Consider the following 14355-nt stretch of genomic DNA (forward strand, 5'->3'; position numbering starts at 1 on the left):
CCGCCGGTGTCACGCGGTGAGCGCGATGGAAGCGTGCCGATCGTCGAGCCACGCGTCGATGCGCGGGGCGTCGGTGCGCGTGCCCGCCGTGGCGGCCGGCATGGCGGCGAGTGCGTTCCCCGCACGTTCGAGTGCCTGCGCAAAGCCGCGCAATTCGGCCGTCGGCGGCCGGTCGTCGAGACGACGGCGTGCGAGCGCCGCCTCGATACGTGCGTCGATCAACGCGCGCTGCGCGTCGATGAAGTCGATGCACAACGCGCGGCAATGTGCGGACACCGATGCGACCGCCAGCAGCACCGGCACGATCGACATCGTCAGGTAACCGCCGGGCGCAAGCCGCGCCAACGCCGCGCGCACCTGCGGTCCGCCGTCGATCAGCGATGCGAACACCACGTCGCGCCATACCGCACGCTCGAACGCGAGCGCATCGCGAAACGTGTCGAGCGCCGCGCGGTCCGCGAGCTGCCCTGCCGTCACGAGCGGCAGCGCCGACGCCATATCGAGGGAAGCCGAGCCGCCGTCCGCGCCGACGATGCAATTCGCACCGAGCCACGCCGTCTCGTCGCGCCGCCCGGCGAGCACGCGGGATTGCAGGCGGTCCGGCAGCATCGGATCGAGCGGCACGGCGCCGCAGATCGAAGGCTTGTCCGCATGCACGCTGCAGCGGCCGTCGTCGGCCAATGCTGGACAGCGCCCGAGCGACGGATAGTCGTAGCCCTGGAGCGTCAGCGCAATCCATTCGTCGTTCGCGCCGCGTGCGCGGTGGAACAACGCGTTCGCGAGCGCATCGCAGGCGGCGATGTCGTCCGCGTCGAGCGCATGCTCGCGTCCGCCCGCGCGCGTTCGTTCACCGATGCGCCGCTTCGGCACACGATGGATCGTCAGCGCGCCGACGAAGCGGTGCCGATGCCGGAACAGTTCGCGCAACGACAGCGTCGGCGCGCTGTTGCAGCAGCGGCCGCACGCATTGCACGCGAGGCGGTAGTCGTCTACCACGGCCGCCGCACCGAGTCCCGATAGCGCGTCAGGATGAAATGCGCGACGTCGTCCGAGTGATACGCGGCGACGAGCTGCGCGACCCACGGCTTCGTGCGGTCGGCGTCGCGCACGGTCAGCACGTTCGCATACGGCGAGCGCGCATCCTCGAGATTGATGCTGTCGCGCGCCGGCTGCAGCCCCGCGCGCGCGGCGTCCTCGTAGTCGATCGCGACGAACGCGGCCGAGTCGAGCGCCGCATGCAGCCGGTCGCGGCGCAGCGCGACGAGCTTCAGCGCGAGCCGGTTGCCCGTCACGTCGCACAGCGTCGCGTGCAGGCCGGCCTGGTCGCGCAGCGTCACCAGCGTGTCGTTCTGCAGCAGCACGAGCGCGCGAGCCATCCCGCGCGGATCGGCCGGGATCGCGACCGTCGCGCCGGGCTGCAGTTCGTTCAGACTCCTGATCTTTCTCGAATAGAGCGCCATCGGCAGCGTGACAGTCGGCGCGACGGCGTTCAGTGCATGACCTTTCGCCGTGCGCGTCGCGGCAAGGCGCTGCGCGTCCTCGAAGCTCGCCGCGTCGATCCTGCCGTCGGCGAGCGCGGTATCGATGCGCGACGCGTCGTCGAATTCGACGACGTCGACATTCAGCCCGCGCGTGGCGGCGACACGCTTCACCTCGTCCAGGATGTCCGCATGCACGCCGTGCGTCACGCCGACGCGGATCGTCGACGTGACGGTTTCGGCCGCAACGATCCAGCCCGAATGGGCGACACCGCACGCAACGATCAGCGACGCGGCAACGCAATGCATCACCCGCTTCATGACGCATCCCTCAGAATCGTGCGGAACCCGATATGCGATGCACCGAGATCCGCTTCCTGCTGCTCGCGCGACGACGCGCGATAGCGCACGCAGTAATCGCGCGAGCACAGGAACGAGCCGCCCTTGATCACCATCGGCGTGTCGTGCCGGCGCGTCGGCGGTGCGACGGCCGCCGTGTCGCCGTTCGTGTGCGACTGATGCTGGCCCGTGTATGTGTCCTTCGTCCATTCCCACGCGTTGCCGATCATGTCGTACAGATGGAAACCGTTCGCCGCATAACAGCCGACCGGTGCGAGGCCCGCGTGGCCGTCCTCGGCCGTATCGAGCACCGGGAACGCGCCCTGCCAGTAGTTCGCGGCCGGCTTGCCCTGCGCGTCGCGCGGCGCCGCATCGAGCGACGCGTCGTCGCGACCGGCCTTGCCCGCGTATTCCCATTCGGCTTCGGTCGGCAGATCGCGGCCGAGCCAGCGCGCATACGCGAGCGCGTCGCGCTGCGTGACGAGCGTGACGGGCAGGTTGCCGAGCCCGTCGACGCTGCTGCCGGGGCCGCGCGGCTGCCGCCACGATGCGCCCTTCACCCAGGTCCACCATGCGAGGTCGCGCGCGTTCAGCTCGTCGCGCGTCGGCACGTGAAACACGGCCGCGCCGCCCTGCTGCTCGGCCTCGGTCACGTAGCCGGTCGCCTGCACGAACGCGGCGAACTGCGCGATCGTCACGTCGGTCTGGTCGATCCAGAAGCCGCCGACGCGCGTCTTGCCGTCGCCCGCCGGACGCTCGTCCGCATAGCCGCGTGTGCTGCCGAACACGAACGCGCCGCCGCTCAGGTGCACCATCCCGGCCTTCGGGTCGTCGCGCCACTTCGCGGGCACGCCCGAGTAGCGCTCGCACTGCCGCTCCGAGCCGAGCGGCACGAGCGGGCGGCCGCGATTCGCGTCGTCGAAGGCGCCGGCGGGCGACGCCGACGGGCTCGCGTAGCCGACGGCGAACGCAGCCGCGAACAGCGTGGCTGCGAGCGCCGCGCCGAGTGTCCGGAAGCGGAACCGCATCGTGCCGTCCTCAGTAGTAGCCGCGCGGACGCAGCGGTTCCACCCCGCCGACGTTGCTCATGTACGTCTTCCACTGATCGACGAGCGTGCTGATCACCGACGGGTTCTGCGCCGACACGTCGGTCGTCTCGCCGCGATCCGCCGCAAGGTCGTACAGCTGCCAGTGGCCATCGAGCGGCCCGAGCGGCGGTTCGGTCCACAACGCCTTCCAGCGGCCGTCGGCGCTGCGCAGGTATGCGCGGCCGTACGCTTCGTCGCCGAACGGCGTGGTATGCACCTCGCCCGTCGCCGAGCCGGTGAGCACCGGCAGCAGCGACTGGCCCGTCGGCGGATAGACGTAGCGGTTGTTGTAGACGACCTTGCCCTTGTTCTGGTCGACGCCCGTCAGCGTGTTCACGAGCGGCGGCGCCGGTTGCGACGGCGGCGTGACGCCCGCGACCGCGAGGAAGGTCGCCGTGTTGTCGGTCACGTGCGTGAACGCGCGCAGCGTCGGCAACTGGCGTGTCTGCCCCGGCAGCCGCACGATCGTCGGCGTCGACACGCCGCCTTCGGCCGAATAACCCTTCGTGAGCCGGAACGGCGTCGCGCTCACTTCGGCCCAGCGCAGCCCGTACTGCAGCCGTTGCGCGTTCTGCTTGCCGTTGTCGGTGCCGAGCGTCGAATAGACCGGCTCCTGCCCGTTCGCGGTGTCGGTCGCCGTCGGGTCCGCGCCGGAGTCGATCGGCCAGCCTTCCGCGCCGTTGTCCGACTGGAACATGATGAACGTGTTGTCGTATTCGCCGATGTCCTTCAGGTGCTGGATCAGGAGGCCGATGTTGTAGTCGAGATTCTCGACCATCCCCGCATAGATCTCCATGTAGCGCGCCTGCGCGCGGCGCTCGGCCGGGCTCAGGCTCGCCCACAGCTTGTCGACCTTGCCAGTGCCGTAGTCGCTGTAGCCGTCGGCGGCGGAATGCACGGCGCTGATGTACTTCGCGTTCGCGGTGCCGTTGTTCGCCGTTGCCGGCGACGCGGCCGTCGTCTCGGGCAGGCCGTCGAACGGCTTAAAGTCGGCGGGGATCAGGCCGAGCGCCTTCTGCCGCGCGATCCGCGCGTTGCGGATCGCATCGTAGCCGGCGTCGTATACGCCCGCGTACTTGTGCAGCCACGGGTCCGGCACCTGCAGCGGCCAGTGCGGCGACGTGTAGGCCGCGTACGCGAAGAACGGCTTGCCGTCCTGCCTGTTCGCATCGATGTACGAGATCAGCTTCTGCGTATAGAAGTCCGTCGAGTAGAACACGGCCGGATTGCCGCCGGCGCCGCCCGGCTGTCCGGGCTGGCCCGGCTGCACGTAGCTGCCGTCTTCCGTGTAGTTCGACGAGCCGGCCGGCTCGTGCGCGAAATGGTTCGTCGCCGCGCCGCCGAGCAGCACGTAGCTGCGCTCGAAACCCCACTGGTCGGGCGTCTGTCCGCTGCCCGTCGCACTGCCGACGATCCCCGAGCCGATGTGCCACTTGCCGGCGATGTACGTGTGATAGCCGGCGTCCTTCAGTAGTTGTGCGAACGACAGCGCGCGATCGTTCAGGTAGCCCTCGTAGCCGGGCAGCCCGCGCCGCTCGTCGGTCGGCACGCCCATCGTGCCTTCGCCGACGAGGTGGTGATCGGTGCCGGAAATCAGCATCGCGCGCGTGATCGCGCAGACGGTGCCCGTGTGGTGGTTCGACAGGATGCGGCCCGACGCGACGAGCGCGTCGAGGTTCGGCGTGTTGATCTCGCCGCCGAATGCATGGATGTCGGAGTAGCCGAGATCGTCGGCCATGATGTACAGGATGTTCGGGCGCTTCGCGGCCTGCGGCGGTGTCGCGGCCGACTGCGACGGCGCATCGCTGTCGACGCCCCCGCACGATGCGAGCGACAACACGCCGGCAATCGCGGCGCAGACGACACGGAAACGGAAGGCATGCAACGGCGACGCGGACTTTTTCATTTTGTCGAACGCTCGATTACGGATCGGCGATCTTAGCGGCGCCCGCGCGGAGGCCAAAGTCGGATTCGTCACATGCTAACGGGGAGCAGGAATATGCACGCCGCCCGTTGATCGACGACTCGCGCCGTCATGCACGCGTTGCGTCAGTTGCGTCCGCCGAGGGTACCGCCGCCGTCCACCGCGAGCGCGTTGACCGTCACGCCGTGTCCGGCGAGTTCCAGCGCCCACGTGCGCGTGCAACCGACGAGCGCGCTCGCGCGCGGCGCATGCACGACCCGCACCGATTGTCCGTCAGGCGCAGAAAACGCGTGTGGTCGCCGTCGTCCGCGTCTTCCGCATCGCCCGATCCTGCGGCGTCGCTACGTAGCGTGAACGCTGCGCCGCGGCACGCGCTCGCCGTCGGCGTCGTCCGATGCCAGCATGCGCGGAATCTCGTCGACGAACGCATCGATGACGACGCGCACCTTCGACGGCACGTTGCGCGACGCCGGCCGCACCGCGAACACTTCGGCGCCCGACACGCTGTCGCTGTCCATCACGAGCGCGAGACGCCCGTCGCGCACGTACGGCGCCATCAGCCAGCACGGCAGCCACGCGAGGCCCGCGCCGGCTGCGGCCGCGTCCGCGATCGCCAGCAGGTCGTCGAACCGCAGGCGGCCGGCCGGGCGATGGTCGTGCACCGCGCCGTCCGGGCCGATGATCCGCCACGGCGTCGGCTGCCCGCCGCGCGAATACGCGATGCCGACGTGCGACGCGAGCTCGTCGGATCCCGTCGGCCGGCCGTGACGTTCGAGATACGCCGGCGATGCGCAAATGCCCATCCTCTGTACGCCAAGCCGCCGCCCGACGAGCGTGCTCGTATCCGCAAGCTCGCCGATGCGCACCGCGATGTCGAAGCCATCGTTGACCAGGTCGGCCAGGCGATCGCTGAACGACACGTCGATTTCAAGCCGCGGATAACGCTCGATGATGCGCCGCACGACGGGCGCCACGCATTGCCGGCCGAACAGCACGGGCACGCTGATCCGCACGCGCCCGGTCGGCTCGCGCCGGCCCGCGTCGAGCGCGGCCTCCGTCTCGCCGAGTTCGGCCAGCAACCGCCGGCACTGCTCGTAATAGACGAGCCCTTCGTCGGTCAAGCCGAGCTGGCGCGTCGTGCGCTGCAAGAGCCGCGCGCCGAGCCGTTGTTCGAGACGCGCGACGATCTTCGCCACGGCCGAGCGCGTCATGCCGAGGCGCAGCGCCGCCGCGGCGAAGCTGCCCGACTCCACGACGTCGACAAATTCGGCGATGCCTCTCAGCCGCTCGTCCATGCAGTTCCACTCCGATGGGATGACAGGTTTGTATCCGTGCCGGCGACAATCGTTGGCCGAATAATCGCCAATGCGTCCGGACGCGCAACACTATGATAGTCCGGTCTATCTCGAAAAAGGAGTCGACATGCACGCATGGCAAATCAGACCGGGGGACGGCATCGCCGCGCTCCGGCGCATCGACGCGACGCGTCGCCCCGTCGGGCCGACCGACGTCGTCGTGAAAATCCACTCGGCAGGACTGAACTACCGCGACCTGATGTTCGCGCGCGGCGACTATCTCGGCATCGGCAAGGACGCGCTGATTCCTGTCGCCGACGGCGCCGGCGAAGTCGTCGAAACCGGCCGCGACGTCACGCGCTTCAAGCCGGGCGATCGCGTGATCAACACGTACTTCCCGCGCTGGATCGACGGGCCGCCCACGCCGCAGAAAGTCTCCGGTTCGCCCGGCGCGCAATTCGACGGCGTGCTCGCCGAGCACTTCGTGTCCGACGAAGCGGCGCTGGTCGCGATTCCCGCGCATCTCGACTACGACGAAGCGGCGACGCTGTCGTGCGCGGGCATCACCGCATGGAACGCGCTGTTCGCCGACGGCTGCGCGGGGCCGGGCTCGACCGTCGTGCTGCTCGGCACGGGCGGCGTCTCGATCGTCGCACTGCAGCTCGCGCATGCGGCGGGCCTGCGCACGATCGTCACGTCGTCGAGCGACGCGAAACTCGAACGCGCCCGCGCACTCGGTGCGGATGCAACGATCAACTATCGCGCGACGCCCGAGTGGCAGCACGAAGTGCTGCGGCTCACCGGCGGTGCGGGCGCGGATCTCGTCGTGGAAGTCGGCGGACACGACACGCTGCCGCGCTCGGTCGCCGCGACGAGGCTGGGCGGCATCGTGTCGGTGATCGGCGGCGTCAGCGGGTTCGGCGGCCCCGAACTCGGGCTGCTGTCGCTGATCGGCGGCATTCGGAAACTGCACGGGATCATGGTCGGCAGCCGCGCGATGCTCGACGACGTCGTGCGGCTCGTCGATGCGAAGCGGATCAGGCCGGTGGTCGATCGCGTGTTCGGCTTCGACGAGGCGCCGCAAGCGTATGCGTACCTGCAGTCGGGCCAGCATTTCGGCAAGGTCGTGATTCGCGTCGCTTCGTAACGGATGGATGAAGGCGGCCGCCGCCGCCTTCTTTCCGGCACACCCGGAACCCGTGCCGGATCCCCGTACGCCCCCGGATCGCCGGCTTCGCGACGCCGGTCGTCGCGTCGACGCGTCGACGCGTCGACGCGTCGTCGCGCACCGTCGTGTACACGTATCGCGCGCCGACGAACGACGCAGGCATGAACCCACCCTTGCCGTTCAGTCCGAAGTTCCGATACCTGATCGACGTTACCGTTGCGCCGTTCGTCGAACGGACGCGGCATGCGCCGCGCGTCAGATCTTCGCGGTCAGCGTGATCCCGACCGTGCGCGGATCGCCGTACAGCGCCGGATACGCGCCATACGACGGCAGCAGCTCGAGCTTCTTGTAAACCTTGTTCGTCAGGTTCGTCACGTAGCCCGTCACGATGTATTTCTGGTTCGGCGTCGTGTACGACACATGCGCGTTCAGCACCGTATAGCCGCCTTGCCAGAGCTGCGGCATCGTCTGCCGCGTCGCGCTGAAGTATTCGCGGCTGCGGTAGTTCACGTCGCCCCCGGCCGTCAACGTGCCGAACGACACCGGCACGCGATAGTCGAAGCCCGCGTTCAGCGTCGTATGCGGCGAACGCGCGAACGAGTTGCCGACGGCCGTCGGCACGTAGCGGAACTCCGTGAAGCGCGTGTTCAGCATCCCGAGGTTCGCGAACAGGTACAGGCTGTTGACGGGCTGCGCCTTCAGCTCGAGCTCGAAGCCGTCCGCGCGCCCCTGCCCCGCATTCGACAACGTCGACACCGGCGGCCCGCCGAACGGGTTCGGCGCGAGCGCGAATACCTGGATGTCGCGATAGTCGTAGTGGAACACGCTCGCGTTGACGATCAGCCGCTTGTCGAACCACTCGCTCTTGATGCCGACCTCGTAGTCGGTCAGGTACTCCGGCGACACGGTCGACACCGTGCTCTGCGTATACGCGTTGCCGTTGTAGCCGCCCGAGCGGAAACCGCGTGCATAGCGGAAATACGCGCGCACGTTGTTGCTGAGCGCATATTCCGGCGTGAGATCCCAGGTCGGCGCACGCCACGTGTTCGTCTGGTTCTGCTGCGCGCTGACCGCGAGCGGCGACGACACCGACGACGGCGACCACCAGCTGTTCGGATCGCTGAACGTCACGCTGCCCGTGCCCTGCAGCCCCGTCAGATTGATGGTCTTGCGCTCGATCGTGTAACGCAGCCCGCCCGTCACGTTGAAACGGTCGGTGAAACGGTACTTGACGCTGCCGAAGATCGCCGCGCTCTGCGTGTGCTGCGTGAGGTCGGTCTGGTGGTAGAACGCGGGCGACGGCGCGCCCGGCAGGCCGCCGCCGGCGCCCTGCTCGGCCAGTTGCTCGGTAAACAGGTGCGTGCCGACCAGCCAGCTCAGCCGCTCGCTCTGCGGCGATTCGAGCCGGAACTCCTGCGAGAACTGGCGGCTCGACAGGCGGTCATGCGAGCGTGCCGCATCGAACGGCGAATAGTCCTCGTCGTCCTGATACCAGCGGTGCAGCCCTTCGAATGCCGTGATCGACGTCAGCGACACCGCCGGGTTGATGCGCCAGTGCGCGGTGAGCGACGTACCCCAAGTCGAGATGTGATCGCTCGACGGCGCATTGAGCGACACCGTGTACGGATCGGTCGACCCGACGAAGCCGAACTGGTTCGCGCCGCCGCGACCCGCGCCCTCCGCGTGCCATGCATCGCCGCCGCCCGTGTAGTTGCGGCCGTGGATGTTGAACAGGAAATCGGTGTCGGACGTCGGCACGGCCAGCACCTGGAAGCGCACGGCGTTGTCGTGGAATCCGCCGAAGCGCCCTTGCTGCACGGTGTTCGTGTAGAAACTGTCGGCATTCTCGTGATACACCGACACGCGCGCGGCCAGCACGTCGTTCTTGCCGATCGGACCGCCGATCGCGGCTTCCGCGAGCCGGCTGTTGTACTGGCCGAGGCCGAGCTTGCCGTAGCCGCTCACGTCGAAGGTCGGCTTCTGCGACGTGATGCTGAGCGCGCCGCCGACGGTATTCTTGCCCCACAGCGTGCCCTGCGGCCCGCGCAGCACCTCGATGCGGTCGAGGTCGAACAGCGGAAAGCCCTGCCCGAACACGCTGTTGATGTATACGTCGTCGAAGTACACGCCGATCGGGCTCAGCGAAAGGTCCGAAGGATCGTTGCTGCCGACGCCGCGCAGGAACCAGCGCGGCCGTTCGCGGCCCTCGGTCGATTGTCCGTTGAAGTTCGGCACGTACTTCGTCACGTCGTTGATCACGCGCAACTCGTTGTTCTTGATCGCGTCGCCGCTCAGCGCACTCACCGCGACCGGCACGTCCTGAATGCGCTCCTTGCGCCGGCGCGCGGTCACGGTCACCGTGCCGAGATTCGCTTCGCGTACGGTCGACCCGCGATTCGCGCCGGTGGTCTTCGGCGCTGCCGCGGTCGCGTCGTCCGACGCCTGTTGCGCCGGCTTCGCGTCCGGCGCCCCCGCGGTCGCCGCGCCATCCTCTGCCCATGCGGGCAACGATACGGTGCCGCCCGTCAGCAGTCCCCCCAGCGCGGTGACGATTAGTTTTTTCCTGAACATCGATGAGTCATCCTGTTTGATCGGTTGAACGCACGTGCGTGCGCGACGCACGGGTTCTGTATTGCAATTCGGATGCCAGCATCGAGAAGCCCGTCGCACGGGGCTGCCGGCACGCGCACGGTTTCGGCGTTGCTGCATACGCATCTGTGGAAGAAAGCAAACTGCTGGTCTCGCAACACCGGCAGCCAAGATCGTCAGGACAGCTTGGCAGGCAGCGGCTGCGCCGCACCGCGACGGCTCCCGGCGAACCGCAGCGCGAACGCCACCAGCACGACCACCGGCAGCCAGCACAGAAACACGGCCTGCAATCCGACGACCGGCACGAGCGCACTGCCGGCCAGCGGGCCGCAGAACGCGCCGGCCATCGACGCGAGGTTGTACAGGCTCGACACCTGGCTCTTGTCGGCCGGGTGGCGGCCCAGATGCTGCATGTTGACGAGATGCAGCAGCGATGACCCGGCGCACAGCGCGGCGAGCCCTGCGCCGACGATCCACGCGTCGCGCGCGAGGCCGAGCGCGAGCAGCCCGGCGATGCCGCCTGCGAGACCGAGCGCATGGCAACGGCGCCCAGCCATCCGCTGGGCGACATTGCCGAGCCCGAACAACGCGATCACCGCAACGGCACCCTGCAAGGTCAGCAGCGCGACGGCGCGCGTCTGCGACAGTCCGAGCGACTGAATCGCGAGCACCACCGTATACGTGCCGACGAGCGAGCGTGTCGCGCTGTTCACGGCCTCCAGCACGAGCTGCTCGCGCACGTCGTGGCTCCACGCGAGCGCGAGCAGCGCGCGTAGCGTGCCCGTTTCATGCCGTGCGCGGCGCGGCGGCGGCTCGGCGTCGCCAAGCAGCATCCGGCTGAACAACGCCATGCCCGCGAAGCTCGCCGCCGCCGCGCAGAACGTCGCGACCGCGCCGTGCGCGCCGATCAGCCAGCTCGCGAGCCACGGCCCCGCCATGCCGGTTCCGACCGACATGGCCGCGCGATACCAGCCCGCGCGCGCGAGGCCGATCTGCGCGAGACGCGCAAGGAATACGCCGTTGATCGACACGATCCGGAACGGGATGCACAGCCCGATCAGCCCCTGCGTGAGCGCGATCAGCGGCCACGCGCCGGTCAACGGCACGACGAGATTGAGCAGCATCGGCCCCATGCTCGCGGCGAAGTACACGCGCCGCGCGCCGTAGCGCGCGACGAGCAGCCCGGCAGGCAGGGTCATCAGTGCAATGCCGAGGGGCTCCATCGCGGCGATGACGCCGAGCCGCGCGCTGTCGACGCCGAGTGCCAGCGCATACAACGTCGTCGCGAGCTGCGCCATGCTGATCGTCGTGCCGCTCGCGAGCGCGAGCAGCATGAAGCCGCCGGTGAAGCGCTCGCGCCGCCATGCGCCGGCGACGCGTGCCGGCACGCTCACCGCGCGGCGTCGCAAAACGATGCCGCGATGCCGTCGAGCGCACGCCGGTCGATCCACGCGTGCACGTCGAAGTCGCCGGGCAGGAACCGCCAGTCGACCAGGAAACGCTTGAAATCGTCGAGCGCGGCGATCGACGCTTCGTCGAGATCCGTGCGCAGCCGCCGGTGGACGTCGGTACCATACGCAAGCCGCAGCCAGTCGTGGCCCGACCCCGTCTCGCGGCCGAGATAGCCGAGCACTTCCTCTTCGTGCTCGCGCGCCCAGCCCTCGACATCGGTCACGCGCGCGAGGAAGCGGCTGACGATGTCGGGATGGCGCTCGAGCGTCGCTGCGTTGACGGTCAGCGGCCGCGGCGAACCGTTGTTGATGCGGATCTGCGGATCGGGATGAAAGCCGATGTCGACGACCGGCTGCGCGCCGATCAGGTGCGCGGTTTCGAGCCCGAGCGAGCCTTTCACGTAGATCGCATCGACCTCGCCGCGCACCAGCGCGGCCGCTTCGGCTGCATAGAGCCGCCGGCTCGACAGGCTCGCCGGATGGCTGAATGCCGCGTCGCGGGTCGCGGGGGTCGACACCGGCGCGCGCAGGTTCGACGCCGGTACGTCGACCCATTCGACGTCGCCGGGGCCGAGCCCGTCGAGCGACAGCGCACTGACGAAGCCGCGCAGCGCCGCCGCGCGGAAGATGTCGATGCGCTCGCCGTCGCGGCGCGGCAGGCCGATGCGGCGCCCGCGCAGGTCTTTCGGCCGCGTCAGGCCGGCTTCCGGCAGCGCGACGATCGCCTGGGCCTCGTCGACCCAGGTCAGCGCGACCACACGCGTGTCGGCGCCGGACGCGCGCGCCCAGAGCGCGGGAATGCTGCCGCCCTGCCGGAACGCGTTGTCGAGCGAATGATCGACGTGCGCGTGATGCAGCGCCGCGTGCTGGCTTTCCTGCAATGCGCGTACGGTGATGCCGTCGCCGGCGAATTCGCTGTCGAGCCAGCCGAGATGCGCGGCAATGCCGAGCGGCGTCGGTACCGGACAGCGCGTGTACCAGATCGACTGGACGTTGTGTGAAGCCGTGGTGCTCATGGATGCGTTCGCAAAGGAAGTCTTGAAAGGCGCGTCAGCCGCGCGGCGCGGTGAGCACCGACAGCCGCGTGATGCCCACGTGCTCGATCGCGGCCATCAGCTTCGCGACGGTGCCGTACGGCACGTGCTCGTCGGCCTGCAGGTCGAGCGCGACGTCGGGGCGGCCGGCCTTCAGCGCGGCCAGCTCGGCCGGCACCGTGTCGAGCGCGACCGCGCGCTTGTCGAGATACACGATGCCCTTGGCGTCGACGCTCACGGTGACGTTCGGCTTGCGGTCGGCCGGCGCGGTAGCGACGGTATTCGGGAGATTCACGTGTACCGCGTTGTTGAGCAGCGGCGCGGTGACGATGAAGGCGACGAGCAGCACGAGCATCACGTCGACGAGCGGCGTGATGTTGATTTCGCTGAGCACGTCGTCGTTGTCGGAAGAAGACGAGAAGGCCATTATGCGAACGCCTCCTGGCGGGTGTCGTCGGAACGGCGTGCCGGCGCGGCGCCAGGCGCGGCGGCCGGCACGCGGAAGCCGGCCTTCTGCGCGAGCGTGACGAAGTCGGTCGCGAACGCATCGAGGTCGGCCGACGCGGCCTTCACGCGACGCACGAAGAAGTTATACGCGAGCACGGCCGGCACGGCGACCGCGATGCCGATCCCGGTCGCGACGAGCGCCTCGCCGATCGGCCCGGCAACGACGTCGATGCTCGCCGACGCGCTGTGCGTGATCGCGGTCAGCGCATGGATGATGCCGAACACGGTGCCGAACAGGCCGACGAACGGCGCGGTGCTGCCGATCGACGCGAGCACCGCGAGCCCCGCTTCCTCGCGTCGGCGCGCATTGTGGATCTGCTGGCGCAGATGGCGTTCGAGCAGGTCGTGGCGGCTCCAGCTGTGTTCCAGATCGTGCGCGCTGCTCTCGTCGGCACGCCGCAGCGCGTCGAAGCCCGTCGCGGCGAGTTCGCCGACCGGGCTGTTCGCTCCGTCGAGCGCGGCCGCGTCGTGGAAGCTGTTCGCGGCCCAGAATGCGCTGACGTAACGCCGGTTGCGCGCGCTCGACCGCAGGCTCTGGATCGCCTTGACGACGATCAGCGTCCACGTGACGACGGAGAAGACGACGAGCAGCCAGAGCGCGCCCTGGACGATGAAGGTGGTCGGGATACCGGTCATGATGTGAGTTCCTTGAAAAATGTGGCGAGCCGCCCGGCGGGTCAGCCCAGCTTGAAATCGATCGGCACGTTGACCCAGCCGTCGACCGCTTCGTCGCCGCGCTTCGCGGGCACGAACGTCCAGCGCTTCACGGCGGCCACCGCCGCGTTGTCGAGCACGCGGCGGCCGCTGCTCGTGCGGACCTCGACGGAATCTGGCGTGCCGTTCGCGAGCACGTGCACGCGCAGCACGACGCGCCCTTCCCAGCCCTGGTCCTGCGCGAACGCCGGATAGTCGGGTGCCGGGTTACGCAGGTATGCCGCGTCGCCGATCGGCGCGGATTCGCGCACGGGTGCGGCCGGCGCGGCGGAGACGGGCGCCGGGTTCGGGATGGCAGGCGCTGCGGCGACCTGTGCCGGTGCAGCAGTCGATGCGTCGCGCGCCACCGCGGGCACGACAGCCGGAGCGGCCGCCTGATGCGCAACGGCCGCACGCGGCTTCGGCGGGGTCGGCGCCTGGTTCAACGGCTTCGGCGGCACGACCGGCGGCGGCGGATGTACGGCCTGCGGCAACGGTTCGGGCGGCCGCGTCAACTCGACCGTCATCGGCAGTGGCCTCGGCGGTTGCACGGGCGGCTCGGCGGGCGCACGCGCCGCCAATAGCGCGATGCCCGCGTGCAGCGCCGCGACGGCGAGCGCAATCGCGCCCGCGCCGCGCCAAGCGCCCGGCTGCGCAGGCCGCACGTCCTTGCGCGCAGGCGGAACCGCCGGCGGCAGCCGTGTCGCGGGCACCGCAACCGCGGCGGCCGTGCGCGCCGCGTGCCGGCGCGCCGGCGGCACGCCGTATTCGATCGCCAGTCCTGTCATG

At 69.3% G+C, this 14355-nt stretch carries 12 protein-coding genes and 1 pseudogene; 1 reads left to right on the forward strand and 12 read right to left on the reverse strand.

The window, feature by feature from the left end:
- Positions 1–9: 9 nt before the first annotated feature.
- The 6 genes and pseudogenes from DIE17_RS11515 to DIE17_RS11540 form a co-directional block, all read right to left on the reverse strand.
- Complete coding sequence (locus tag DIE17_RS11515) at positions 10–996, reverse strand: YkgJ family cysteine cluster protein (RefSeq protein WP_124920836.1); 987 nt, start codon at positions 994–996, stop codon at positions 10–12.
- Positions 990–1799, reverse strand: a complete 810-nt coding sequence (locus DIE17_RS11520; RefSeq protein WP_124487717.1) for a MetQ/NlpA family lipoprotein — start codon at positions 1797–1799, stop codon at positions 990–992. Before DIE17_RS11520 ends, DIE17_RS11515 begins: the two co-directional genes overlap by 7 nt.
- Positions 1796–2845 carry a formylglycine-generating enzyme family protein gene (locus tag DIE17_RS11525; RefSeq protein WP_124487718.1) on the reverse strand — a complete coding sequence of 350 codons (1050 nt, stop codon included), beginning with the start codon at positions 2843–2845 and terminating at the stop codon, positions 1796–1798. Before DIE17_RS11525 ends, DIE17_RS11520 begins: the two co-directional genes overlap by 4 nt.
- A gap of 10 nt (positions 2846–2855) precedes the next feature.
- Positions 2856–4811, reverse strand: coding sequence for an arylsulfatase (locus DIE17_RS11530; RefSeq protein WP_124920837.1), 1956 nt, complete (start codon positions 4809–4811; stop codon positions 2856–2858).
- Positions 4812–4990: 179 nt separating this feature from the next.
- A pseudogene (locus DIE17_RS11535) lies at positions 4991–5068 on the reverse strand (short-chain dehydrogenase); the annotation flags it as partial.
- 102 nt (positions 5069–5170) lie between these two features.
- Complete coding sequence (locus tag DIE17_RS11540) at positions 5171–6124, reverse strand: LysR family transcriptional regulator (RefSeq protein ID WP_124528960.1); 954 nt, start codon at positions 6122–6124, stop codon at positions 5171–5173.
- 127 nt (positions 6125–6251) lie between these two features.
- Between DIE17_RS11540 and DIE17_RS11545 the strand changes: the two genes are divergently transcribed.
- A complete protein-coding gene (locus DIE17_RS11545; protein ID WP_124920838.1) occupies positions 6252–7271 on the forward strand; it encodes a zinc-dependent alcohol dehydrogenase family protein in 1020 nt (339 codons plus the stop codon).
- 276 nt (positions 7272–7547) lie between these two features.
- Here DIE17_RS11545 and DIE17_RS11555 read toward each other — a convergent pair whose 3' ends face one another.
- From DIE17_RS11555 to DIE17_RS11585, 6 genes are all read right to left on the reverse strand, one after another.
- Positions 7548–9863 (reverse strand): TonB-dependent receptor, encoded by a 2316-nt coding sequence (locus DIE17_RS11555; protein ID WP_124920839.1) that lies wholly within the window; start codon positions 9861–9863, stop codon positions 7548–7550.
- Between the two features lie 194 nt (positions 9864–10057).
- Positions 10058–11269 carry an MFS transporter gene (locus DIE17_RS11565; RefSeq protein WP_260439220.1) on the reverse strand — a complete coding sequence of 404 codons (1212 nt, stop codon included), beginning with the start codon at positions 11267–11269 and terminating at the stop codon, positions 10058–10060.
- Positions 11270–11271: 2 nt separating this feature from the next.
- Positions 11272–12348 (reverse strand): ABC transporter substrate-binding protein, encoded by a 1077-nt coding sequence (locus tag DIE17_RS11570; RefSeq protein ID WP_124920841.1) that lies wholly within the window; start codon positions 12346–12348, stop codon positions 11272–11274.
- Between the two features lie 34 nt (positions 12349–12382).
- Entirely contained in the window at positions 12383–12793 is a 411-nt protein-coding gene (locus DIE17_RS11575) for a biopolymer transporter ExbD (RefSeq protein ID WP_124487726.1), read from the reverse strand.
- Positions 12793–13509: a MotA/TolQ/ExbB proton channel family protein gene (locus DIE17_RS11580; protein ID WP_124487727.1), complete on the reverse strand. Its 717-nt coding sequence runs from the start codon at positions 13507–13509 to the stop codon at positions 12793–12795. Before DIE17_RS11580 ends, DIE17_RS11575 begins: the two co-directional genes overlap by 1 nt.
- Positions 13510–13550: 41 nt before the next feature.
- Positions 13551–14354, reverse strand: a complete 804-nt coding sequence (locus tag DIE17_RS11585) for an energy transducer TonB (protein ID WP_124920842.1) — start codon at positions 14352–14354, stop codon at positions 13551–13553.
- Position 14355 lies beyond the last annotated feature (1 nt).

It is taken from the genome of Burkholderia sp. Bp9099, from assembly GCF_003857805.1.
Classification (GTDB): domain Bacteria; phylum Pseudomonadota; class Gammaproteobacteria; order Burkholderiales; family Burkholderiaceae; genus Burkholderia.